The organism is Aromatoleum sp. (genome assembly GCF_032027225.1).
In the GTDB taxonomy this organism is placed as follows: domain Bacteria; phylum Pseudomonadota; class Gammaproteobacteria; order Burkholderiales; family Rhodocyclaceae; genus Aromatoleum.
Window position 1 is genome coordinate 1 of sequence record NZ_JAVSMM010000004.1, and the last position, 24,488, is coordinate 24,488.

Here is a 24,488-nt window from a genome sequence, read left to right on the forward strand (position 1 = left end):
CCAATTGCCGTTGCACAATCGGCTGAAAAAGCAGCTGGAATCGTCATCAGGGCGGCTCAGGTCGGATCTTTTCAGCATCGATTTTTTTCCAGGCGGCCGGAAACCGAAGGTGAAGGCGGAATTTTCAACACCCTGCTAGGTTCTGGATCCCAGAAGTCTGGTTGATCGACCCAGTCGTCAGCCGAACCGCGTAGGCGGCGGCGTGAACGTACCTCCAAAAGGATGGACACATATCGGGAGCAAGCACCATCCGAGCGACGAAGTTGGAGCAAACGGCAGCCCTAGCATCGTCATACATGACAACACATCCGACGGGCTGCTTCTCACCGCCGCCGGATTTCTCAAGCAATAGATTGCCTCTTTCAAGCAAACGCCCGACACGTTCCCTTATCCCGATATTTCGTATAGTCGGGTCGGAAAGGGTTACGGTCAGGCCGGTGCGATCGAAGTCAGCGACGCGAACACAGGGAACGTCATTTTCATCGCCTTGCGCTTCGTTGCCCCAGATTCCGTTCGTGCACGTCGCGATAGAGCGTTTAAGTCTGTGAATTTCCCAATGCGCCGGCACCTCCCCCAGCCACTCGACGCCGGAGTCCTTGTATTCCTCATACCGTCGAAAACTCATTCCTCTCCCCCCGCGTCCGCGGCGTTCTGCAAGTAGAACTCGTGCAGCTTCGCCTGCAGCATCTTCTTGTCGGGCAGCTGGGTCCGATACTCGGCGATCAGCGCGGGCGACAGGCTGCGGCTCAGCGCGTATTCGACGACCTCGTCGTCCTTGCTCGCGCATAGCAGCAGGCCGATGGCCGGGTTCTCGTGCGATTTTCTGACGTCCCGGTCCAGCGCCTCGAGGTAGAAGCCGAGTTTGCCGAGGTACTCCGGCTCGAAGCGGCCGACCTTCAGTTCGATCGCGATCAAACAGTTCAGGCCGCGGTGGAAGAACAGCAGATCGAGCGCGAAATCCCGATTGCCGACCTGCAGCGGAAATTCGGAGCCGACGAAACAGAAATCGCGCCCCAGCTCGATCAGGAAGTTCTTCAGCTGGTTCAGCAGGCCGCGGTGCAGGTCGGACTCGCTGTGGCCGTCCGGCAGGCCGAGAAATTCGACCATGTAGGCGTCGCGGAAGACGCTGAGTGCCTGGGGGTGCATTTGTGTCACCAGCGGTGACACTTTTGCGGGATTCAGCATGACACGCTCGAACAGCGCGGCCTTGAGCCGGCGTTCCAGCTCTCGTTTGCTCCACTGCTCGCTGATCGCGGCGCGCAGATAGAACACACGCTCCTCCGGGCGCTTGCACTGGCCGAGGATTATAAGGTTGTGAGTCCACGGCAACTGCCTCAGCAGCGTCGCAACGCTTTCGTCATTTTGATAGGTTTCGTAGAACTGCCTCATCCGGAACAGATTGCGCGCCGTGAAGCCGCGCAATCCGGGATGGGCGCTCGCGATATGCGTGGCGAGCTGCGCTACCACGCCGTCGCCCCACTCGGCGGCGGCGATCCTGCGGCTGATGATCGCGCCGATTTGCCAGTACAGGTCGATCAGCCCGCTGTTGACGGCCTGCACCGCGCGTTGCCGTGCCGCAGCGATCAGTCCGAGGATTTCGCCGAAGCTAGCTGCGGCGTCGGGGACCGGGGGTTTCATGCGCGGCCCCTTACAAAAGAGTAACCCGCCGGTTTGAGGATGCGCACGAGCGTAAAGCCTTGGCGGGTTTTGTTGGCGCGATTTATACGCAATGCAATTTGCAAGTACAAACCAGAGCGCCTTTTCATCCCGCCAGCCCCTCGATCATCTGCTTGATCCGGTCCGTCGAGCGTTTGAGGTCGGCGTCGATCTGGGCGAGCGGGCGCGGCGGCTCGAAGACGTAGAAGTGGCGATTGAACGGGATCTCGTAGCCCACCTTGGTCCTCACGTGATCGATCCACGCGTCGGGGGCGTGCGGCAGCACCTCGCGCCGGAAATAAGCATCGATGTCCTCGGCCAGCGGCACGTTCTCGGTGTCGCGCAGGCTGCTGTCGGGCTGCCGCTTGCCTTTCTGCTTGCCGCGCTCGCCGAGCACGACATTGCCGGCCGCGTCGCGCAGCGGCCGTTCGACCGTGATCGTGCGGTAGCCGAACTCTTCGTTGCGGAACACCTTCGCGATCGGCACGCGCCGGACCTTGCCGCCCTCGGGCGCCGATGGCAGCGGCACGTCCGGGAAGAGCGCCACACGCGCGAGATCCTTGCCTTGCGCATCGGTCACGACCGCCTGGTCGAGCTCGAGGAAGCCGCCGAAGATGCGCGTGATGTCCGCGATGTGCGCCTCGGACAGCTCCTTGCGCTTCGAGCCCAGGCTCTTCCGCATCTTCTGCCAGAAGCTCGACGCATCGATCAGCTGCACCCAGCCGCGCCGGTCCTCGACCTTGTGGTTGCACAGGATCCACACGTAGGTCGAAATCCCGGTGTTGTAGAACATGTCGGTCGGCAACGCGACGATCGCCTCGACGAGGTCGTTCTCGAGCACGTAGCGCCGGATTTCCGACTCGCCGGAGCCTGCGCCGCCGGTGAAGAGCGGCGAACCGTTGAGCACGATCCCGATGCGGCTGCCCCCCTGCTCGGCCGGTCGCATCTTCGAGATCAGGTGTAGCAGGAAGAGCAGCGAGCCGTCCGACACGCGGGGCAAGCCCGGTCCGAAACGGCCGGCGAAACCCTTTTCCTCGGCCTCGCGCCGGACTTCCTTCTCGACCTTCTTCCATTCGACTCCGAACGGCGGATTCGACAGCATGTAGTCAAACTGCCGTCCGGGCAGGCCGTCGTCCGACAGCGTGTTGCCGAGGACGATGTTGCGCACGTCCTGGCCCTTGATGAGCATGTCAGCCTTGCAGATCGCGTAGGACTCGGGGTTGAGCTCCTGGCCGAACATCGTCATGCGCGCGCCGGGATTGACGTCAGCCAGATGCTCGCCCGCTACCGAGAGCATGCCGCCGGTGCCAGCGGTGGGGTCGTAGATCGTGCGCACGGTGCCGGACTTCGTCAGCGCCTCGTCGTCCTCCACGAAAAGCAGACTCACCATCAGGCGGATGACCTCGCGCGGCGTGAAGTGCTCGCCGGCGGTCTCGTTCGAGATCTCGGCGAAGCGGCGGATCAGCTCCTCGAAGACCAGGCCCATCTGTGCGTTGTGGACGGAATCGGGATGCAGGTCGATGCCGGCGAACTTCTCGACGACGAGGTACAGCAGGCCGGCTTTATGCAGACGCTCGACGGTGTTGGCGAAATCGAAATGCTCGAAGATGTCGCGCACGTCCGCGGCGAAGCCCTGGACGTAGCTGTGCAGGTTCGCGCGCAGGTTGTCCTGATCGCCGATCAGTTTCGGCAGGTCGAGCGGGCTGATGTTGTAGAACGAGGCACTGGCTTTCTTCAGCACGAACGGCTCGAACGGCAGATCTGCGGCGACCTTGGCCTGATGCTCGGCAAGCACCGCCATCTTAGTCGGCGCGAGCGTACAGTCGAGGCGACGCAGCACGGTGAAGGGAAGGATGACGCGGCCGTACTCGGACTGCTTGAAGTCGCCGCGCAGCAGGTCGGCGACGGACCAGATCAGAGCGGAAAGGGCTTGCTGATTCATATGGCGTAATTGGACCGGGAACGTTTGCGGGAGATTATGGCCGAGTCGGTCCGAAATCCGTCGTCCCGGGATGAATTGAAGCACGGCCGGCGTACCATTTATCGTTTTCGCTGCGCCCGCTGACACGCGTACTTACGCGTCGCTACGCGTGCAATACGCGTGGTGCACGCGTGAAGGCAGAACGTATCGCTGTTCTAGCGCTCGAGCGGCAGTGCAAGATTGCAAGGCGCAAGGAGGCGGCGAGCTCTCTGCATGACCGCATGGCGCAGAACCTCGTCCGGCTCATAGCCTTCGACGCGCAGTTTCGCGAGCGCATTCAACGCAAGGTTAATGGCGCGCGGCGTAAGCGGAGCTCCGATTATCCCTCTCATCCGCACGAAGGCGGTCCACGCTGCACTCGGCAGCCAATCCGGCAACGGCGTGACGCTCGAGTCCGGCGACATCGAGACACCCGGCTCGGCGAGGCCGACACGTTTCGCTCGCGGCTTCACCTTGCTCGCCGGGCCGGCTGACAGGCGTCCCTCCGACGCCGCGTGTTCGTCGACCATTCGTCGCGCATTCGCCAAGCGCTCGACCGAAAGCTCGTCCGGCCAAAAATCACACTGAATGCCGTAGACGGGCTCACTCATCCTTTCCCTCCGCCCGAACAGCCTTGCGGCGATTCAGCTCGTCGAGCCAGTCGCCCGAAACGGACGGGATCACGACATCAACCTCGTACCGGAGGCGTGACAACCGCTGTGCCGCTAATGCGGCTGCCTGCTCGCCTACAGCGTTCGGGTCATTGTCCGCGAAGAGGATCACCTTTCGAACCCCGTCCGGCGGCTGGAAGGAGCTCATGCCGTTCGCCGAGATGCAGGACCAGCAGGGGACGTTGAAGAGCTCGCTGACGGCGAGCGCCGTCTCGATGCCTTCGGCGACGCCCAGGCAGGGTGCGAGCGGCGCAAGTCGGATGGCCGCCCCGGAGATCGGCTGCAGAGCGGGCATGAGACGCTTAGGATTGGGAACGGGTGCCTTCCGAGCGTCCTTCAGATAGGTTCGATGAACGGTCAGCGCCTTACCGCTCGGGGCGGTGACCGTCCCGATCATGGCAGGGAAGCTGTCGACAATATCAGCGTCGCGGAACTGGAGGCAGGGATGCGTGCGAATCGCGTTGGGGAGGTGATCGAGTTGAAGCCCGCGTGCGCGCAAGTACTGGAATACCTCGTCGCCCATCTGGATCCCCGTCGCCCCTTCCCACACTCGGCGCAGCGCTCCGCGCTTATCCTCGACGGTGCGCTTTGTCTTCTCGACGCTCGGCAGCCCGCGTTCGACCACGCGCTCGATTTGTTGTGCGGCAGCATGAAAATTCTGACCGGTGCAGCGCATGACCAGCTGAACGCCGTCGCCGGCCCCGCACTGCGAGCAGAAGTAGGTTCCACGCCCCTCTTGGTCATCAAAGCGGAAGCGATCAACGCCACCGCACATCGGGCAGGGGCCGTGTCTGCCGGACAGCGCGCTCGCGTCGATACCCACAAGGGGCAAGATCTCCCGCCAACGGCCTTGCGCGACTTGTCGCACTTTCGGCTTCGTGCTCGCGTACTTGATCAGAGCCTTCATGCATTCCTCCCATCGCCCACACCCTCGGCCATGCTCACGTCGTTTTCGAAGTCGTCGCGCGAACACACCTTCCCCTTGGCAAGGGCCGCTGCCGGTCGAGCCGCCCCGAAGGAGGGGGTCGGTATACTTTCGTTTGGGACAACGTCACGTACGTCGTCATGGGCCGCTGTCCGGACCTTACGTGCTGCGGTAGCGGCCTTGGTACGCGCGTGGTTCTTATTGATAGCGACGCACGCTGCCTCCAATTCTTCGTCGAGCTGACCGTGCAGCCACTCGCCTTGCCGCACGTCGAAGAACACTTCGACTTCGCGCCGCAGCTTTTGCCATTTGCGCACAGGCAGCCCTACGATGCGAGCCAGCACCTCATCAACGTCCTTCGGCGGCCCCACGCGCCAGTAGGACACGAGCAGCCGGATGTAGCAGCCGAACGCCTCCGGCGGGAGATGCTGCGTATCGGCGATCAGGTCGGACGCGTGGATACTGAAACGGTACGGCCGCCGCATGTTTGCGCTCGCGCATTTGACCGTCATCACAATCCCCGCGCGCCGACGGAGACGAGCGCAGCCCCGACGGAGACTGCGAGCGCGAGCAGAGCGGCGACGTGCGGGGCGACGAAGCCCTGCTGGCGACCCATGCAGCCCGTGCTGTCGTCGGTATGCTCGGGTCGGGTCAGCTTTTTTTCGACGCGCCCCGCCTTCTTTCGGCCGGCTGCGAGCCGTTCTCCGACCGCCGGCGCCTCGTTCGCGCGTGCTCCCGCAGCCAACGCGTCGATTTCGTCCGCGGGCCACAGCAGCCGGCCGTTCGGGAGGCGCGCCGGGACGACGCCGCAGTAGTGTCCGTGGCGGTACAAGGCGGTCGCGAGGCTGGCGGGCCGAATGCCGCCGAGCACGGTGGCGGCGCGACGGGTGTTGTAGTAGCTGCGGGGGTGTTGATTCTGTTGCATGAGGATCGCTCCATGTCTAGGAAGGCGATCCAAATTAATCCCCGCTAAATCGGGTTGCGGTTTAGCGCGCTTGGCGCGTGTTCCGCACGCTTAGCGCGTGTTCCGCGAGTATTCTGCGCGTTTTGTGCGCCTCGCGATCTCTCTGGCGGGCGAGGCGGTCGTTCAGATTTTTGACGGTCAACTTTTCGTGCTGTCCGTTGCTGCTGCGGATCCAAATAACGCCCTCGCGGATGCACTCATGAATGCAGCTACCTTTCGTGCCGGCGCGAGCTTGTAGCCGGGCCATCACCGTCGCGGCGGTTACGCGCTCATCTCCCGCATGCATCTTCTCGAGGACGTCATACAGTTCGATTGCCAAGTCGTCTTGCTTCGTTGACGTTTCGACACGGTTCGTGCGCAGGATCTCGACGGGCGGTGGCGGCGTACGGCCGGGATCGTATTGCTCTTGTGCGAGGCGGAGGGGCTTTTCCTCCTCATCAAGGCGGCGCAGCCGTTCACGCAAGTCCTTCAATTTCTCATCCTTCACGACAATCTCGGCAACGGTCTGCGGCGGCAACCGTTCCAGTGCATTAATCTCGTTCGACAGGAATAAAGATTGAATCATCAGTTGCTCGACCCGCTCGCGATCGGCCTGCGTTTGAGGATCATGGTTGTAGTCCCAGCTGACCGCCCGTCGGCGACGTTGATCCGACGAAAGCTCGTCCCACCGGCCCGGAAAACACAGTGAGGCGACGCGACGCTGATGTCGTTTAGGCAGTTCAGCGAACCGTGTCTCGAACCAGTCGGACAACACGGCAGAGACAGGTTCGTACGGCGGTTCGACGGAAACTGGCGTCTGCCCTTTGCCTCCCCCCCACCGTAGGAGCGCCACCAAGATGTGATGTTCCAGTTCGTCGAGATATTTAGCCGATTCCAGCCTCTGCACGACGGACTGCCGAACCCATTGAAGGAACTCGCGCGCCTCTACGAATTTACCATCTGCCCGAACGGTGACCGCAGGCGCGGATCCGTCTGTCTGGGCCAGATGGAAAGCCGTCATCACCAGATCCTGGTCTACTTCACCAGCCTGTTTTTGCGGCGGCTCGAGCAGCGGATCATCGTTGTCATCCCAGCCCACCGGAATATATCCCGCCCCCAGTTTGATCGCGTCGTCGAGCCGCCACCATATACGTTTGTCCTCGGAAATATGCAGCACTGGATCGTAGTTCTTGTTCATCTTTAAATTGCCTTCCACCGCAGCGGAGCTGGTTGTGACGAGGGCGAAGTGAGCTGTTATGACAGCCTCAAATTGCGTCGAGCTCGGCCTCCCACGCGAGCAGGGCGGCCCGCTTCTCGGCCGCGTAGCTGTGTCGGTCGTAGTGCGCGGCTTGAACGCCGCTGATACCGTGCGAGAGAAGCTGTGCCCGAACATCGCGCGATATCCCCATGCCGGCGAGCATCGTTTCGCACGTACGACGTATGTCGCGGAGGTCGAACGGCTCGCCGCCCATGGCAGCGCTAATTTCGGCGACGCGTTTGCCCGGCGTCGTCTCGGTCATAGGTACGCGGCCGTGAGTTGAGAAAAGCCACAGGCGCGTCATATCGGGCGTTCGCCCCTCCTCAGCTGCCCGCACCTGTTCGTGCTTCTTCGCGCGCTCGGCAAGACTCGCAGCGATCGCGGCCCCCTTGGGGGCAAGCGGCAACAGATGTTCGCGTGCTTCGGCGCGCTTGCCCTTCCCATCCCAAAGCCTGAGCGTGGCCGACGCGCGATCGAAGTCGGCGACCTTCGCGCGCAGTAGTTGTGCCATGCGTTGGCCCCCGGCCAGCAGGGCGAGCAGCAGCGCCTGGTCGGGCAAGGCAGCGCCGTCCACATCGGCTCGCCCGACCCGTAGCGCGAACCCAACGTACGCTCTCAACTCCTTCGCCGACAACGTCCGGTCACCGCGCCGTACCGCAATCGCCGGCACCGCGTCCACGGGGTTATGCTCGATCTCGAACGCGATCAGATCTGATGGCAGCGAGGAATCGAAGGGCGCTCGCTTAGCCGCGTTGTAGGCGGCGGATAGGTACGAGCGCAAAATGCCGGCAGCGCGCTCCTTGCCCGCCTCGCGAACTTTACGAACCATGGCCGCGATTTGATGAGGAGTGACTTCGCGGGCCGGTAAGAGTGCAATTTGGGTGTTTGGGAACACATGGCACTTGAAGGCCGAGCGCGTCGCGGCCGCGCTTTTCGCCTTGCCGACCCGCTGCAGAGCGTCGGTGTAGGCGTCGCACAAGGCACGAAGGGTAAAGCGCTGCCGCCGTTCGGCGTCCGCCCTTGCGGCCTCTATCGCCGCCAGGGTTGCCGCTTTCGCCTCCTTCTGCTGTCGGTCGAGCTCGCGCGGGTCGACACCTTGATCAACGAGAGTTGTCAGCCGGTTCGCTTCGGCGCGCGCGTCCTCGACCGTCCACGCGCGCACGTCGCCAATCTTGCGCCGGATAGTCTGGCGGTTCAGCTTCGTTTCGAAAATGAAAGCCTTCGCGCCTGCCGTCGCACGGACGGCCAACCGGGGCGACAGGGTGTCCCACAAGAAAGCCTGCTTCGTGCCGTCGGGGCAAGTGAAGCGGCGGATCCGCTCAGGGGTGAGGCGTTCGCGCTGCATAGCATCGGCTCCCGACGAGGGGTGGTAACAGGCGGCTGGTGTAGCCACGGTGTAGCCAAATTCTACCGATGGATGTCCGTTTCTGTCTATTGCCACGAGCATGACGAAATCGTCTATCACTATGAAAGTACTGGCATTTTACGGGTATAGTGGGGGCAAGCGATGATATATGTCTATGATCCGAAAGCCGGTTTTTTTGTGACTCTTAATCAGTAGGTCCTAGGTTCGAATCCTAGTGCCCCCACCACGGACAGCAAGCAAAAAGGCCAACTCTTCGAGTTGGCCTTTTTGCTTGCTGTCCGTTTTTACCGCTTCGTTACCGCTCTGCCATTAGCTGCCCGTGCCACGGTTAGCGGCCAGTGCAGCACGCGACGACTCGCCGAGGCCCCGGAGCGGCGCGCGCCTCAAACCCTAGCCCCGCATCGCCCCCCACTTGCGCCCCCCCAGAGGTGCCCCTACTGACCGCACGCAGTCATGCTCGCGGCTCTCTACCCCCAGACGGCAAGCATGCCCATTACCCCGCTTCTTGCTTGCGGGGGCAATCCGTCGCGGATATCATTTGTTACACATGAAAGGGCAAACCCATCGAAAGGCGGGGACGCAAAGCTTCTGAGCTAAGGCGAGATGGTCGCTACGCTAGCAGGGCTGCCGGAATTCCGCCGTCACTCCGGCGCATCCCGCCATCCAGCTAGCCAAAGCCCCATCGGGGGCATCAAGGTTATCCTTCTAGTCGAGGAAAGGCGATGAATCACAAAGCAGTGTTTGCAACCGTGCTCACAATTTTGGCGTTCAGTGGTCCCGCTTTCGGAGAATGCACATTCAATTGGGAACACTATGGACCAACCCAAACATACAATCGCATAGAGAAGGATATCGGCTCAAAGGTTACCGAACAATACTGCAATAAATACAATAAGACGCATCAGCTTGTCGTAATAACGGACGCGTACGTAAACAGCAGTAGGACGCTAGTACATGTTGCTGTTGCCCTGCGTAAGCGCGGCTCGAAGGAAGTGCCCGTCAAAAGATTTAGCGCCTACAAGTTTGAGGACGGGAATTTTGTCATAGCCAAGGGATACGAAATGGCTGCTTCCCTTGCACTAGATACGGTTATGGACGTCATGTCAGATCTCGACAGCTACGCCAATTAACGCGCACGCTCGTCCAGCGTGGGCGCGAGCCACTAGTGATAAGCAGTTCGCGCACCGCTGAAGGCCAATGACGTCCTACCGAAAAGGCGCGTCAGCGTCGCACACCCGCCGTCCGGGCTTCTTTATCTTCCACATTCCCTTTTCTACTGCCGTTGCCGATAAGCGCGCTGACGTTCGCCCGCGCTCGCGTGGTCGGGGCCACCCAGCGGCGCTGAGCGCCCGCGTGACGGGAAGCATGTCAATTACGTCAATGTCGACAACCTCCTTGATCTCTGCCACTCCGTTACGGAATTACAAAAATGTATAGTCAGTACGCAGTGTAATTAAACGATTCCCCTTGAGGTCACCGTTGGCGTCAATGGGATGTGCACCGCGTAGCCGTCAGCCGGGGGATGCTTGCTCCCCCGCAATCCGACGATCGATCGTCACCCCTTTTGGATGAGATATCGTTTTTGCTTCACGTGATATGCTGCGATCATTTTACACGACGGGAAATTGGGGCGGATGGACCAGAGTCGATTGGAGCAGTTACTTTTGCCGATCTCGGACGCGTGCCCGCAAGGGGAGGACTTGACCTATTCGGCGCTGTTCGACGAGATACGTGAAGCACGACGCGCGGATGAGCCCGCGCTCGCGCAAGGCGATTGGGAGACTGCACCGAAGCGAGCGGAGTGGGCACGGGTCGGGCAGTTGTGCGAGGAAGCGCTCTGCCGTCGCAGCAAGGATCTCCAGATCGCCGCATGGTACGCCGAAGCATTGGCCAGAATCGAGGGCTTCGACGGACTGACGATCGGATTGCGGCTCGTCACCGGCCTATTGCAGCGTTACTGGGACATTGGCTACCCCTCGTTGGAACGCGACGGCGCGGATGAACGGGCGGCGCGGCTCGACTGGCTATCGACGCAACTGGCGGACGAAATCCGTCGGATTCCCCTGACCGCGCCCGCCCACGGAGGTTACGACTGGTATCGCTACAGGGAGTCGCGCGAGGTTGACAACCTGGCGCTGCGGGACGCCGGCGCCGCTGAGCGCTCCGCCGCCGAAGGAAAGCTCACGGGGGAGCAGTTCGACCGCAGCGCCGCGCTGTCGGGACGGGCCTGGTTCGAGGCCCTCGACGAGCAACTGTGCCTGGCGCAGGCGCATTTCGCTGAACTCCGGCTGGAAGTCGATGAGCGCTTCGCTACCGAAGCGCCAAACCTCGCGCCGATAAAGGACGCGCTCGACGCATGCGGCGAGGTATGCAGACGGCGAATGGATCGTTTCGAACCGACCCAGGGCGCCTCCCCACCGCCCCCGGAGCCGTCCGTTCCGGATCGGTTCTCCGCTCCAATCACGCCTGCTTTGGACACCGCGGGGCTCGGCTCGATCGGTTCGCCGCCATCCCGCGTTCAAGCGATCGGCCTGCTGCACGAGGCCGCCCGCTATTTCCGCACCTACGAACCCCACAGTCCGGTCGCACTTCTGGTCGAGCGCGCGGCACGCTGGGCTGAAATGCCGCTCGAAGACTGGCTCGCAACGGTAATCAAGGACGGCTCGACGCTCGGCCAGATCGACGAATTACTCGGCATCCGCCGCGGCTGACGCGGGGGCGCCAGCCCCTCACGTTTCCTCGTCTTGCACCTTCAACTGACCTTCACGCGGGTCATCCCGTCGCTTGCCGACACCGCAACGCGTTTGACCGGTTTGCCCTTCGCGATCCGATCGAGGAGTTGCGACGAGATGTCGGCCAGCACGGTCCGGGTCAGGACTGCTTCAGCGTCGCGCGCGCCGCTATCGACGTCGTAGCAGCGTCGAGCGATCAGTTCGACCAGAGTCGGCGCGAAGTGAACGCGTGCGCCGTGATGGGCGGTGATGCGCTCGCCGATACGTTGCAGTTTCAGCGCGACGATCTGTTCGAGGACATCCTGTCCGATCGGGAAATAAGGCACGACCGTCAGGCGACCGAGGAGCGCGGGTTTGAAAACCTTCTGCAGCGTCGGACGCAGCAATCCGACGAGTTCCTCGGGCGTCGGTGCGCGCGGCGTCTCGTCGGTCGCCGTCGCCACACCGCCTTCGACCGCACGCATCACGAGGTCTGCTCCGGCGTTCGACGTGAGCAGGATCAGCGTGTTCCGGAAATCCACGGCGCGCCCTTCGCCGTCTTCGAGCACGCCCTTATCGAACACCTGGAAGAAGAGTTCGAGCACATCGGGGTGCGCTTTTTCGACTTCGTCGAGCAACACAACGGAATACGGCCGGCGGCGCACCGCCTCGGTCAGCACGCCCCCTTCGCCGTAGCCGACGTAGCCCGGCGGCGAGCCCTTGAGCCCGGAGATGCTGTGCGCCTCCTGATACTCCGACATGTTGATCGTGACGACATTGCGCTCTCCGCCGTATAGCGCTTCGGCGAGCGCGAGAGCGGTTTCGGTCTTCCCGACGCCAGACGGACCGACCAGCAGGAACACGCCTTTCGGCTTGACCGGGTCTTCGAGCCCGGCTTTCGCGATCTGCACCCGCTCGGCAATCAGCCCGAGCGCATGGTCCTGCCCCACGACCCGCTTCGCGAGAGTTCCCGCGAGATTCTGCACTCGACCGAGTTCGTCACCGATCATCCGGCCGAGCGGAATGCCGGTCCAGGCACTGACAACATCCGCGATGACGTTGGCGTCGACGCACTCGAACGCCAACGGCATCGCTCGGTGTAGCTCGCGCAGCACCGCACGCCGGCCCGTCAGCTCGTTGTTTGCGGGAGATGTACCCTTCCGATCCTTCCCCTTCAGCGCGTCGATTTCGACGATCAGATTCCTCTGCGCCGCCCACGCCTCGCGCAAGCGGTCGAGATCGCCTTCCAACTCCGCGCGGCGCCGTTCGAGCTCCGCGGTTCGCTCCGCCGCCCCGTTCTCGTCGCGCAGCGCGGCAAGCTCGCGCCCGATGTTCGTGACGAGCGTTTCGACGTCCTCGACCGGGCCCGGCCGCCCCGCTCGCGACAGTGCGACACGAGCGCAGGCGGTATCGAGTACGCCGATCGCCTTGTCGGGCAATTGCCGTCCCGCGAGATAGCGGCTCGACAAATCGACCGCGGCTCGGATCGCCTCTTCGCGAATGTTCACGCCATGATGTGCGGACATCGCCTGCGCGATGCCGCGCACCATGTGGACGGCCGTCTCGACATCGGGCTCCTCGACCTTCACGACTTGGAAGCGCCGGGCCAGCGCCGCATCCTTCTCGAAATACTTCTTGTACTCCGACCACGTCGTTGCCGCGATCGTGCGCAACTCGCCGCGGGCGAGCGCCGGCTTCAGCAGGTTCGCCGCGTCGTTCTGGCCCGCCTGCCCACCTGCGCCGATCAGCGTGTGCGCCTCGTCGATGAACAAGACGATCGGCACACTGCTCGCTTTCACCTCATCGATCACCTGGCGGAGCCGATTTTCGAACTCCCCCTTCACGCTCGCTCCCGCCTGCAGCAGGCCGAGGTCGAGCGTGCGCAAGCGGATGCCGGCGAGGGCTGGTGGCACCTCGCCCCGCGCGATCCTGAGCGCAAGCCCCTCGACGACCGCGGTCTTGCCCACCCCCGGCTCTCCGGTGAGGATCGGATTGTTCTGTCGCCGGCGGAGCAAAATGTCGACGAGTTGGCGGATCTCTGCTTCGCGCCCGATCACCGGATCGATCTTGCCGGCCTCCGCGAGCGCCGTTAAATCAATCGTGTATCGCCGGAGCGATGTCGAGGTCGCGCCCGAAGAGCACCGGGACGGGGGAAGCTGCATTCCGCCAATCGCGTCGGGATGGGCCTCGGCGCCGCCCTCGCCGCCGTGGCGCCGCAGGGCCTGGTACGCTTCCGCGAGCCTGGCCGGCTCGATCGTAGCCAGGGTCGGCGTCGTCTGTGCGATGCCGGACCGCAAGCCGTCGTCGACGAGCAGCGCAAGCAACAGATCGAGACTCGACACGTGCTCCTCGCCCCTTTCGGCGCAGGCGAGGAGCCACGCGCGTTCCAGCCACGTGACCAGGCTCGCCGACAGGAGCGGATGGCGCATGTTTCCGCTGCGGAACCGGTCCGTCGCGCCGTTCAACTCGCGCTCGACGTCGGCGCCCACGATGCCCGACGCGTGCAATGCCGCAGCCAGCGCATTCGTGTCGGTGCCGAGCAGCGCCAGCAGGACGTGTTCGATTTCGACTTCATGGTTCGTCCGCGACACGGCGCGGCCGACGGCGTCCTCGAATGCGGCGCGCGCCGCCGGAGTGAGACGGGCAAACAGCGCCTTGAGCAGGCTTTGCATACTGGAATGTCCTCGTTGTGGAAATCGGTCTGAGCGGCGCTATTGCAGAAGCCGGTAACACATCTCGTCGGGGTCGGTCGTGGGCATCCCATCCGCGAGCCAGACGTTGGCACCGAGGCGTAGCTGAGCGTCCGCTGCCAGGCGCGGTGCGGGCACGTCTCCCCGGTCGAGAACGAGGATCACGTCGCAGGCGAGGCCGAACCCGACTGCGAAGCGCATCAGTTCCGCCAGACCTTCGGTGCCCCGTTCGCCAGGCAGAAACTGCTCGAACCTCTCCCGCCGCATCGGCCCCAGGCGCAATTGCACCTTCGTCTGCCGATCCCATAGCCGGCCGCCGATGAAGGCCGAGCAGCCGAGTTCGCCGCCACCCGACCCGAGGCGGGTCTGCTCACCGAGTGGCAACTCGACCCATTGCCCAACGAACTGAACGAGTTCGGCGGGGACACGGGCGAAGGCTCCGACCAGGCTCGCAACAGCGGACGCGGAAAGCGGCTTCTGCGCGAGCAGGCCGGCGTGACGGATGAAGAAGTTCTCGCCGCAGCCCGCCTTGCCGCCCGAATCGAGCGCCTCCCGCAGCCGTCCGAATCCGAGCCCGGCGAGATCCAGCAGGTTGCGGGTCAAGCCGTCTCGCTCCCCGCTTTCGACCCCGAGCCAGTGGCGGTACTTTCGCCACGCGCCGTGAAACAGCGCAATCGCGCGGTGGCTGAAGAGGTCGAGAAACGCGTGCGCCGCAGTGTCGCCGAAAACGTCGCGCCGCTCGATCAACAGTTCGGTGTAGACCGCCGGAAGCGCACCGCTCGGCCCGGTGAGTCCCATGAAGGCGACACTCATCTCGTCGCGGATTTCGTCGACCGCGGAGACTTCCGCGGGCCGGTAGCGGACGAGTTCACTCGGGGGAAACGACAGCGTCGGGGGCGTGCGAAAACGCAGCCCGGATGGCAGTCCGTCCCGCGACGGATCACCGGCTCGCTGCGCCTCGAGCGCCAGCAATCGCACGGCCTGAAAGAACTCGTAGGCACTCGCGTCGCCGGCGAGTTCGTCGCTCAGATCACGAGCGCTTCGCCCGAACGCGGCGGCCATGCGGCGATCTCCCTCTGTTGCCGGGCGCTTCGGACGCGAAGGCGGACGAAGCTGTTGGGGGCGCAGTAGAGCGCGAAGAAGCGCTCAAGCACGCTCGCGAAGAGGTAGCCGCTCGCACCGACGAAGTAATCGTCATCGAGCGTCAGACTGATATCGGTACCGCGAACGAAGCCGCTGAAATCACGCCCCGCGACACGCACCAAGCTTGGTTCGCTGCCGATCGCCACGATGCCCTCGATCTGGCGGGCAGTCACTGACGAACCGGTCAGGTCATAAAGGCCGAGAAGTTCCTGCAGCGTCTCCTTGCCCTCACCGACGATAGACAGATAGTTCAGCGACAGGTGCGAAATCAGTCGCCACTGCAGTCCGCGGCGAGTGGGCGGACGCAGGCTGGGGCTGGGCTTGCGGAGCAGACGAACGCGCTTGACGAGCGGGTGGCCGGGGACGCTGAAGTCGGTGAGTGGTGCGCTCTGACTGCCGCCGAACGGAATCTGTTCGGGGAGATCCCGGTTGCTGCACAGGAGTTCGAGGCTCAGCACTTCGGCGGCGGGGCGCACGGGTTCGAAATCGAGATCTACCAGATGCAGCGCGACGTCGGTCCCTTTGTCGTCCTTCCGCACCGAGCCTTCCCGACTCGCGTGCCAATGAAAGCGTGCTCCTTGTCCGACGCGGTGGTCGCCAGCGTAGAACGCCGGGACCTCCTCGCTGCACTCCCTGCCACCGCCGCGCTCGACCCGCCGCACACGCCGGATCTGAACGACCTCGTACGCGTGCGGTTTGCGCCGGTCCGCGCGCACCGGATAGGACGTCTGCTGGTGCGTCACGCGAATCGGCTCGGCGGCGTGGGCGAAGAGATTCACGACTGGCGTGCAGCCCAGCTTCAGATGCTGCGGGCCGAGCTTGTCGAGAAGGCGCGCATGGCGCTCGGTGTCGGGCCACTGCCGAATCGCGCAGCGGACCACGAGTCGGCCGCCGCAAAGCGATGCCGCTGCTTCGTCGAGCCGCGTGAAGTCGACAAACAGGAACTTGTCGGGAAAGCTGAAATATTCCGTCAGCAGCCTGTAACCGAGGAAGGAGCGTTCGTCGTACTCGAGCATGCCCTCCTCGCGACCGAATCCCACCGCCTGGATGGCGCCGACCGGAAGATCGCGTTCGCGCGAAGCGCTGCCGCTGCCATCATCGACGCGAATTCGTTGCACCGACGAGAGCAGCACTTCATACAGCAAATGCATCAGCGGCGGCTCGCCGTCCAGGAAGAAGCGCAGGCGCTGAACGCCGATTTGCGAAATCTCGAGGTCGCCGTGGGTTTCGAGCTCGAGCGTCAGCACTGCTGCGGCGTCGGTAGCTAGCCGGCGCAGATGTTCCGAACCCGACGTCAACTCGAGCCGCGCCGCCGTCAGGGATAGCGGAAGAAGTTCCACTGGATAACATGTGCGGAAGCGGCATTCGACCCCCTGCACTGCGGGCGAATGGACCGCCTGGTGGCGCTCGACGGTGTAGCGCCGAGCCAGTTCGGGACGCGCCCGGTCCGTTTGAAACTGGACAATCGTCGACGCCGGGATAGGCTGCAGGTAGTGCGGGTACACGACATCGAGGAGGCTCGTCGCGATCTCCGGATATTCGTCGTCGAGCTTGCGATGGATACGCGCGGCCAGAAATGCGAATGCCTCGATGACGCGCTCGGTATGTGGGTCCTCGCACCGGTCGCCTTCGAGTTGCAGGCGACCAGCGATCTTCGGATAGCGCCGCGCGAACTCGCCCGACAGCTCGCGCAGGTGGGCGAGCTCACGCTCGTAGTAGGGGAGGAGGGATTCAAGCATGACATCGCACCGGCACGGTCATCGCCGTCACCGCTTGCCGAAACGACCGGTGCTCGCCAGCAGCGCTGCGCCGCAACTCGTCTTGTGCCCGTCGAAAGCGACCGGAACGCCGTCGACGGTCACCGACGCATCGCCCTCCACAATCGTGCAGTTGTCATGCCCCTTGAGCGGGCACGTGCAGCGGTCTCCAACTCGCGCGACGGGAATGCCATCGACGGTGTAGTGGGTGGCGGCAACGGCGATCACACTGCCGCCGTGAGAAGTCGCATCGCCGAGTCGAATTACGTTTCGCATGAATGTTATTTCGTTTGTTAAGCACGGAAGGCTTTTGGGCGCCGCTGCCCCGGACATGGTTCCATGATCACGCGCGGGACGCGTACGCTGCGACTCGGTCGCATCATCACGCGCTTGACGAGTGGTAGCCGGCCCGTTCGGATGTCTGCAGTGAGCCGCTGAATCAGGAAAGCGCACTGCCCAGCATTAGCGGAAGAGCGCAATTGCATAGCAAACGTAGCGCTGCGCATGAATCACGCACGCCTACGCAAGCCGGTCGGGGGCCGAGGACTCGGGATCACAGGCAGGATTCGGACTACTTTCCTCAGAGTGGGGGCGCGCGCCTTCGGCCCGAGCTACTTCATCCCTCGGCACCTCGTCGTATGCCACGAGTTTCCAGACGGCGGCCGCGCGATAGGCAGGCTGCACACCGCGCAACTTGTCCCACAGGCCCGGGCTGCTAAGAAATGCAGCCTTGGGCATCGTGTCGCCCTCGTTGAGGTAGCGGCGCCGATCTTCGGAAGCCACTCAGGCCTCGTCGCATTCCCACCAACCTGCCTGGGGGCAACTGCGACCGGTGACGAGTTCCGTACCAAGCGGCGTCCTGGGGGGCCTCGCGTCGCTTGTTGTCGCAGTACCTCCCGTGGGGCGTAGTCGAAAACTGCTCACGATGCGATCCCACAACTGCAGCGCCTGCGCGTTCGTCAGTCGCGTCGGCTGCGGATTGCCATTAGCGTCCTGGCGGCCGGAAGAAAACTCGATGCTGATGAAGGGCGTATCAAGGGTGCCTTCGCCCTGCGTCTCCCAGATGAAACTATGCGCCCGCGACCCGCCGCTGCCCGGGGTCGAGACCAGATACTCCTGGCCCTTGTAAGGTCCGATCTGGCGCTCGCCCTTGCGCAGCACCTGAACACCCGAAGCGAGGTTGCCCAGACCCTGCAACACGCCGCCCACCCGGTCGAGCAATGGCGTGTCGTGTTTGTGCGAAGCGAGCGGAAAGATGTCGATCGACAGCACGACGTCGGGGTGATCGGGCAGGTCGATGTCGACGCCCGCCTCTTCGTTTTCCCAATCCTCACTGGCGATGAAACCACTTTTGAAGCAGTAGCCCGGCTCGTTAGGAATTTCTATTTCCAAACGGGGGCGGAAAGAAGATAAATAGCGAGCGACAGCGGCCATGGCAACGCCCTGCTTCTCAGTGCTTGCATCAATGTCGAGAAGGACACTCGCTCCGTCCACCCATCGATATCCTTCAACCTTTACCATTCTCGTCGTAAAGTCTTGCTTTCTGAATGCCATCACTCGGGCGCCAATTTCCGGCCGAGTGACCTTTCGTAAAAGGCTAGACTCTTTCTCATGCTTCATTGCCCGAAGCTCTTTCTCTTTAGCATCGACATTTTTCTCAAACTCTTCAAAGGTCTGAAAGACCACCCTCTCCACCTGAAAAAATCCATATTTATAGCTCCCGCCAATTAAACTGCTTCCTTCTGGCACATCAATCAGAAATCGCCCCATGCAAAAAGTGGCGACCCTAGGATTAGCGGTATCTTGCATTGCATTTTTCATGAAATAACTGGGTTCCGCGCTGCAAACTGCCAATAATGCCCCGAGCAGTGCGCCGGCAGCGCCTTTTGTTAATCCTTTCCTATTCATACGTTTTCTTGGCGGGGGACACTCGGCTTTCTACGGAATCGTCGCTGGCCAATATTTTACATATAGAGTAAAGAGTTACCGCCTGCGCGATATCGGAACTGTAGGCCATCTGATGGTCATAGCTGGTGTGCCCCTTTGCCTTGCCTTCATGGCAAAAAATCTGCTCTGCATAAGTCGCCGGGGCAGCGCCAGATTCCTGTGATACTGTGCCATCTCCCAGGCCCCGCGGACCATCAATCTTAAAATCGCACTGCCCGTCGCCAATCGAAAGTTCGACCTTACCGTTTAGATCGTCGTGGACCAATGCAGCATTAAGGTATTCGCCATCCACTTTTGACCTTCCGACCTTCCACACGACTTCGCTCCAAGCTGGGTGTTCCGGGTCCGCTGCATAGAAGACAAACGAGCAAGGATGGTATCGATTTTCAATGGAAGTATGAAATTTTGCGGCGAATTCAATATTCTCCGCATACCGATCAAAATCGGATCCAAAAATATTAAATTTTTCTTGAACCTGTCTCCCCTTCCGGCTGACCTCCAGCTTTTTGCGACCAGCCGGATTAATCAACTCTTCCTTGATCAACCGCCACCACGCCTCGCGCATCTCGCTAAGGTAAATATCTGCATATGGATCGCCCTCGCCCAGTGCCCGCTTCTGCCCGTTGTACTCGACAGTGAGCCAATGACCTGATTGCCCGCCGCTTTGGGCACGATACTGCCGCGTCGGCAGCAATTCGAGTGCACCGGGAGAATTGGCCATTACCGCCGTGCAGTCGGCCGCATTGCGTCCAAGCACTAATTGAGGGAGTCCCTCGAAGCCTGCGCGAATGCGTTTATAGGTAGCCGGGGCACCGAGCGCAGGCATCACGCCATGGACAACACCCAGGATCTTTTCCTGCATTCCGGGCAACTGCGCGCAGGCACGCGCCACGAGCCCGCCCATGCTGTGGGTAACCAGGACCACCTGCTCGGCGTCTTTGTTTCGACTACGGTAGTAGGCAAGGATGCGGTCGATTTCGCGGGCGAGATGTTCAGCGGACGTCTTGTTGCTTTGAAGCCAGTTGTAGCCCACCGCATGTACGGGCAAAAAGGCGTCCGCCGCACGCCGCAGATCCGCTTCCGTGAGCGCGATGAAATCCTTCTGCGCACCGAGCTTGTCTGCGTCTTGCCATTTCATCACCGCTTCATGCCAATCCTGGGTAACCACATGGCCGTTTTCAAGCATGTGAGCAAGGCGCACTTCAAGCGTATGCAGAATTTCCTTGTAGCTGTCTGCATGGAGTTGCCCCCAACCGCGCCATTTCCCCCGCTCGGCATCGGTTGCGCCAGGAGCGTCCCCCAAAAGCGTCGCGGCATCGGACGAAGGACTGGCTCGTCCATTGTCATCGACTTCGGTCGTGTCGGGATTGAGGAGACGCTGACGAGCGGCGGCGTTGCGAAAAAGCCCCGCGAGCCCCTGCACAATCTCCTCCCAGGTGTTTTCCGGCGGAAACCACGCGGACTTCCTTTCCCGACCTCGCACGCGCAGCCTCGTGCCCATGATTCCAGGCAGGAAGATGATCGGCACGACGCGCGTCGGCAGCACGTGGCACAGGGCGCGCAACTTCAGCTCAGGTGAAGAGGTCACCGAACCGGCGGTGATGGAACCGTCATCGTTCAGGCGTCCGAGCACCGGACGGACCAGATCCGCTTCGTGTGTCTTAATCATCTATACGGTCTCGGCAGCCTCAAATGGCAGAGCAACTACTCAGTCGTCAAATACAGTCAGACGCGCGATACGCACTACATCCGCTTCCGCCAACGAGGTTTGCCCTTGCTCGTCGGTGCGCCCCTCGAGGCGCGTGCCGTCGTCGAGTTCCAGGCAATACCTGCGTCCCACCACTGCTAATCCGGAGTTGCGCATGCGGAGGACAAACTTTTCGTCCGTCGTGAATATGCTTGTCGGCAAGTTCATGCCGGGGACGCTCCCACCGGCGGGCCCGGTCTGGCTGAAGCTCGCTGATCGGATCTGGTGGGCTCCGCTACTGCTCTGCACGATAGCTCCGCCGCCGACCTCGACCTGCGCACCCTGGGCAACCTGTCGAATGCGCGGAGCTTGAAGAACGATTTCGTCGGCCGCCGTAAGCACGATTCGCCGGGCGGAAACGAGCTCCAGGTCGTCCTTGTGAGTAACAAGCTGCAGTTTCTCCGTCGCTGCTATGAGCTGGATACCGCGATGAGCGAAGCCGCTGATCAACTCGGTTGCGCGCATCAATAATCGCCGTCCGGCCGAAATCTGAGTATTCCCCGCACAGGCCAGATCGATGTGCTGCTGCGCGCCGATCAACACGTTGTCAGCGCTTGCAAGCGCGATCCCTTCGGGGGCGCTGACCGCGACCACGGGTGCGCCGCCGCCACTGCCCGTGCCGGTATTGGTTCCCTGCTCCCAGTTCTGCAGCCGATCAACCAATTTCCCCAGCAGTGTTCCATCCGTACCGCCTGCCTGATGCGTTTCGGCAAGCCCTCCGAGTTGGTCGACGATCGACTGGAGCGTGCGGGTAAGGCCGACAAGCTCGGCTCGATCGAGCTGCCCGCCACTCGCGCCGGGGCGTCCATCCGCCGAAATCAGCACCCCCTCCGCCGCACGCAGCGCGAGCGCGGCGTCCGTTCGCAATTCGGCGCCCTCTCCCCGTGGCTCCACACGACCGTCGGTGCGCGGGTGGCCGAGCCAGCCGAGATTGAGCTGGGTCTTCGCATGTTCGGACGAGAGTCGCGCGCGCAGTTCGGCGGTGCTGTCGTCGAAGAGGAGTTCGTTGTAACCCGAGCCCTGATATTCCTTGCTCTTGATTCCGGAAAGCGCACGGTTGGCGGGCAGGCTGCCGGCACCTGAAAAGGTGGGCGGTGGATGGAGAGCGTTGTGCAGGACCGCGACGACGAGCGGGCGGTCTATGTCGCCTTCGAGGAAATCGACCAGCACCTCCTGGCCGATGCGCGGAATGAACTGGTGGCCCCACTGTGCGCCGGCGCTGGGATAGGCGACACGCAGCCAGCACGAAGACCGCTCATCGAAGTTCGCACCGAACGAAGGATGCTCGGCGGGACGCTGCCAGTGGAACTGCACCTTGACCCGACCGAGGACGTCGGTGTGGATTTCCTCGCTTGCGAGCCCGACCACGGTGGCGGTCTGCGGGCCGGCCGCGGTGGGGCGGGCGTGCGGCGTGTGCGCGAACTCAGGCACGAGAGGGAGGCCGCGGCGCTGGGCGTCGAAGCTCGCGCGATATGGCGTAGGCGCCGACGCGCCGAGGGCGCGGGAAAGCGGGTCGGGGAGGTTGTTGTGGGCGGTGAAGCGAAGGGCGGTGACAACGAACTCGCGTGTCTCGGGAGGATCCTGCTCATGCGCGGGATGGCCGGCGAGCACGAACCAGTGGCCCGCTTCGAGGGCACGCACGGTGCCTTCCCCCGAAAATCGCTTCTTCGTGCCATCGTGCGCCTGCTGCCGCAGGCGGGCGTAGCGGGCGAGCTCGTCGCCGTCACGCCCGTAGTAGAGCCCCGGCGCGTCGTAGTCCTGCAGCGACGCTTCAGCGCGCGTCCCGTCGGCTCCCTGCTCGACCGCAGCCGCCTCGACGGCGACGAGCGGGCCAGGCCGGCGATAGTCGTAGCTTGCGAGCGCAGCCTCCGCGGGACCGAGGCGGCGCTGCGCGTCCCACGCGGTAAGGCTGTCCTCGGCCTCGGTTGCGTCCGCGCGGTGAAAGCGCACGTTTCCCTGGGCTGAGCGGGGCAGCCGATACGGATCGTCGAAACCGACACAGGCGACATGCGGCATTTCCCCGCGCCCATGTTCGAAGCGATATCCGATCCCTTCCTCCGCGAGCAGTCGGGTGATGAACGCGAGGTCCGACTCCCGGTACTGGAGGCAGTACGAGCGCGAGGGGTAAGTGCGAGCAAGATCGAATCTCAGCTCGAACGCTGCGGCGAAGACCGGGTTCGCGGCTCGATGTTCGGCGAGCACGGACTCGACGATGTCCGGAACCGGAAGATCCTGGAACACGCGGCTGGTGTGCCGGTGCCGCAGGAGGGCGAGCGGCGGCTCGACCGTCAGCTCATAGGCGGCAAATCCCCCGTCAGCCGCCAGTCGCTTGACCTCGCTGATGACTCCGCAGCGCCGCACGGTACCGCCGCCAGCGTCGACGATTCCGAAAGCGGTGGGCAGGCCCAACAGGTATTTGAGCTCGATGGCGGCATCGGGCGAGAGGCATCTCAGCCGGTACCGATACGGCGATGACAGCGCCTCCTCGCCGACGACCGATTGGGGCAGGAGCTGCCCCGGAAAATGCGAGCCGTCGCCGAGCTCGAGAGTGAGCAGCCGCTGCGCCTGCGTGAAGGCGCTCGCGAAGGAGGCGAGGAGTTCGGGACGCACGGTCGTCAGGCGCTTGGCGCGGCGGTAAATGGGCGGCGGAGAACCGGACCGCCGCGGGCGGCGGATCGCGCTCGCCCGCGCGCATCGACGGCCGCCGTCACTGCAACTCGACCTCGGCCGCGTGCATCTTGCGTTCCGTGTTGTACCGGACTCGCATCGAACGGGCAGGCACGCCGGCCTTGAGCAAGACCTTGCGTACTGCCTGCGCACGCGCGATTGCCGCGTCCTTCGCGTTGCCGACCTCGGTGCGGTCACAATAGCCACGGATAAGGATCGAGTCTGCGCTCCTCGCCTGCTCGGCAAGCGCAGCGACGTTCGCCTTCTCACCTTCCGAGAGGCTGACGCTCATTTTGTCGAAGTGGAACAACTGCGGGCGTCGGTCCGCGTGGCGCTTCTCACCGCGGGTTTCCTCGTTGCGCGGCGCCTCGACCGTACGCTCACTGGTGGCGTCCGGCTCCTGCGAGGCGAGCGGCGCCGGTGCGGTTGCGCACGCGCCGAGCAGCGCTGCGCAGAGGACAGCGGCTGCAGCGCGGACCAGCGGCTTCGGGCCGGGCACCGAGCAGATCCCCCGCGGAACGGCCGCGGGACGGAAGGGGAAACCGCTCATGCAATGACCTTGTTGGCGGTGAGATCCCAGCCCGCGCCGACGTTTCCGCCGCCCGCACCGTCTTCGCGCTTCTGCTGTGTGTAGGTCCAGCGGATCTTGCCGTAGCTGAAGCTCACGCTTTCCTGCGGGAAGCCCTGGTCATTCGCTGCCCCGCCGGATTGCACGCGTGATACCAGCACCTGCTCGAGCTTCACTTCCATGTACTTCACCTTGTCGCCGCCCGCACGGCACAACTCGAGGACGACCTCCTTGATGTGCTTGCCGGTGCAGCAGGCTTCGTAGAGCTTGGGGCTCGACTTGTCGAGCAGATGCACGATATCGAAAGTTCCATGATTGACGCGTTCGGCGGTCGCACCGCCAACCGAGCTGGCGGTCGCCGAGGCCGGCTGCTCCATGCCGTGCGCGAAAGACAGGATCTCGATCCAGTCCTTGTGCTTGTCGTCGGTGCATTCGCCCGGAATGCCGTCGATCTTGAGAAATGCGTCGAATGCCATACT

At 63.0% G+C, this 24,488-nt stretch carries 19 protein-coding genes and 1 riboswitch; of the genes, 2 read left to right on the forward strand and 17 right to left on the reverse strand.

Features of this window, described 5'->3' with window-relative positions; translation table 11 throughout:
* Nucleotides 1-621: 621 nt before the first annotated feature.
* From ROZ37_RS06235 to ROZ37_RS06270, 8 genes are all read right to left on the reverse strand, one after another.
* Complete coding sequence (locus ROZ37_RS06235) at nt 622-1,638, reverse strand: PDDEXK nuclease domain-containing protein (RefSeq protein WP_312658331.1); 1,017 nt, start codon at nt 1,636-1,638, stop codon at nt 622-624.
* Between the two features lie 124 nt (nt 1,639-1,762).
* Complete coding sequence (locus ROZ37_RS06240; protein WP_312658332.1) at nt 1,763-3,598, reverse strand: class I SAM-dependent DNA methyltransferase; 1,836 nt, start codon at nt 3,596-3,598, stop codon at nt 1,763-1,765.
* Nucleotides 3,599-3,792: 194 nt separating this feature from the next.
* A complete protein-coding gene (locus ROZ37_RS06245; RefSeq protein ID WP_312658333.1) occupies nt 3,793-4,227 on the reverse strand; it encodes a hypothetical protein in 435 nt (144 codons plus the stop codon).
* The gene (locus ROZ37_RS06250) at nt 4,220-5,194 is read right to left on the reverse strand and encodes a primase-helicase zinc-binding domain-containing protein (RefSeq protein WP_312658334.1); all 975 of its coding nucleotides are present in this window, start codon (nt 5,192-5,194) and stop codon (nt 4,220-4,222) included. Before ROZ37_RS06250 ends, ROZ37_RS06245 begins: the two co-directional genes overlap by 8 nt.
* Nucleotides 5,191-5,724 carry a DUF1376 domain-containing protein gene (locus ROZ37_RS06255; protein WP_312658335.1) on the reverse strand — a complete coding sequence of 178 codons (534 nt, stop codon included), beginning with the start codon at nt 5,722-5,724 and terminating at the stop codon, nt 5,191-5,193. Before ROZ37_RS06255 ends, ROZ37_RS06250 begins: the two co-directional genes overlap by 4 nt.
* The gene (locus tag ROZ37_RS06260; protein ID WP_312658336.1) at nt 5,724-6,137 is read right to left on the reverse strand and encodes a hypothetical protein; all 414 of its coding nucleotides are present in this window, start codon (nt 6,135-6,137) and stop codon (nt 5,724-5,726) included. The genes ROZ37_RS06255 and ROZ37_RS06260 overlap by 1 nt, the downstream gene beginning before the upstream one ends.
* A 61-nt stretch (nt 6,138-6,198) precedes the next feature.
* Nucleotides 6,199-7,353, reverse strand: coding sequence for a hypothetical protein (locus tag ROZ37_RS06265; protein ID WP_312658337.1), 1,155 nt, complete (start codon nt 7,351-7,353; stop codon nt 6,199-6,201).
* A gap of 67 nt (nt 7,354-7,420) precedes the next feature.
* On the reverse strand, nt 7,421-8,758 hold the full coding sequence (locus tag ROZ37_RS06270; protein ID WP_312658338.1) for an integrase family protein: 1,338 nt from the start codon (nt 8,756-8,758) through the stop codon (nt 7,421-7,423).
* Between the two features lie 565 nt (nt 8,759-9,323).
* Nucleotides 9,324-9,411, forward strand: a riboswitch (cyclic di-GMP riboswitch).
* 90 nt (nt 9,412-9,501) lie between these two features.
* Here ROZ37_RS06270 and ROZ37_RS06275 point away from each other — a divergent pair.
* Nucleotides 9,502-9,909 carry a hypothetical protein gene (locus ROZ37_RS06275; RefSeq protein WP_312658340.1) on the forward strand — a complete coding sequence of 136 codons (408 nt, stop codon included), beginning with the start codon at nt 9,502-9,504 and terminating at the stop codon, nt 9,907-9,909.
* A gap of 504 nt (nt 9,910-10,413) precedes the next feature.
* Nucleotides 10,414-11,490, forward strand: coding sequence for a type VI secretion system protein TssA (gene tssA, locus ROZ37_RS06280; protein ID WP_312658341.1), 1,077 nt, complete (start codon nt 10,414-10,416; stop codon nt 11,488-11,490).
* Between the two features lie 41 nt (nt 11,491-11,531).
* Here the strand turns inward: tssA and tssH are convergent, their stop codons facing one another.
* The 9 genes from tssH to ROZ37_RS06325 form a co-directional block, all read right to left on the reverse strand.
* Nucleotides 11,532-14,162 carry a type VI secretion system ATPase TssH gene (gene tssH, locus ROZ37_RS06285; RefSeq protein WP_312658342.1) on the reverse strand — a complete coding sequence of 877 codons (2,631 nt, stop codon included), beginning with the start codon at nt 14,160-14,162 and terminating at the stop codon, nt 11,532-11,534.
* A gap of 39 nt (nt 14,163-14,201) precedes the next feature.
* Complete coding sequence (tssG, locus tag ROZ37_RS06290) at nt 14,202-15,242, reverse strand: type VI secretion system baseplate subunit TssG (RefSeq protein ID WP_312658344.1); 1,041 nt, start codon at nt 15,240-15,242, stop codon at nt 14,202-14,204.
* Nucleotides 15,206-17,062 carry a type VI secretion system baseplate subunit TssF gene (gene tssF, locus ROZ37_RS06295; protein ID WP_312658346.1) on the reverse strand — a complete coding sequence of 619 codons (1,857 nt, stop codon included), beginning with the start codon at nt 17,060-17,062 and terminating at the stop codon, nt 15,206-15,208. The genes tssG and tssF overlap by 37 nt, the downstream gene beginning before the upstream one ends.
* Nucleotides 17,063-17,089: 27 nt before the next feature.
* Nucleotides 17,090-17,356, reverse strand: coding sequence for a PAAR domain-containing protein (locus tag ROZ37_RS06300; RefSeq protein WP_312658347.1), 267 nt, complete (start codon nt 17,354-17,356; stop codon nt 17,090-17,092).
* A gap of 507 nt (nt 17,357-17,863) precedes the next feature.
* Nucleotides 17,864-18,988, reverse strand: a complete 1,125-nt coding sequence (locus tag ROZ37_RS06305; RefSeq protein ID WP_312658348.1) for a T6SS immunity protein Tli4 family protein — start codon at nt 18,986-18,988, stop codon at nt 17,864-17,866.
* A complete protein-coding gene (locus tag ROZ37_RS06310; protein WP_312658349.1) occupies nt 18,981-20,696 on the reverse strand; it encodes a hypothetical protein in 1,716 nt (571 codons plus the stop codon). The genes ROZ37_RS06305 and ROZ37_RS06310 overlap by 8 nt, the downstream gene beginning before the upstream one ends.
* Nucleotides 20,697-20,735: 39 nt before the next feature.
* Nucleotides 20,736-23,594 (reverse strand): type VI secretion system Vgr family protein, encoded by a 2,859-nt coding sequence (locus tag ROZ37_RS06315; RefSeq protein WP_312658351.1) that lies wholly within the window; start codon nt 23,592-23,594, stop codon nt 20,736-20,738.
* Nucleotides 23,482-23,940, reverse strand: coding sequence for an OmpA family protein (locus tag ROZ37_RS06320; RefSeq protein WP_312658352.1), 459 nt, complete (start codon nt 23,938-23,940; stop codon nt 23,482-23,484). The genes ROZ37_RS06315 and ROZ37_RS06320 overlap by 113 nt, the downstream gene beginning before the upstream one ends.
* A gap of 47 nt (nt 23,941-23,987) precedes the next feature.
* Nucleotides 23,988-24,485 (reverse strand): type VI secretion system tube protein Hcp, encoded by a 498-nt coding sequence (locus ROZ37_RS06325; protein ID WP_312658353.1) that lies wholly within the window; start codon nt 24,483-24,485, stop codon nt 23,988-23,990.
* Between the last annotated feature and the right edge of the window lie 3 nt (nt 24,486-24,488).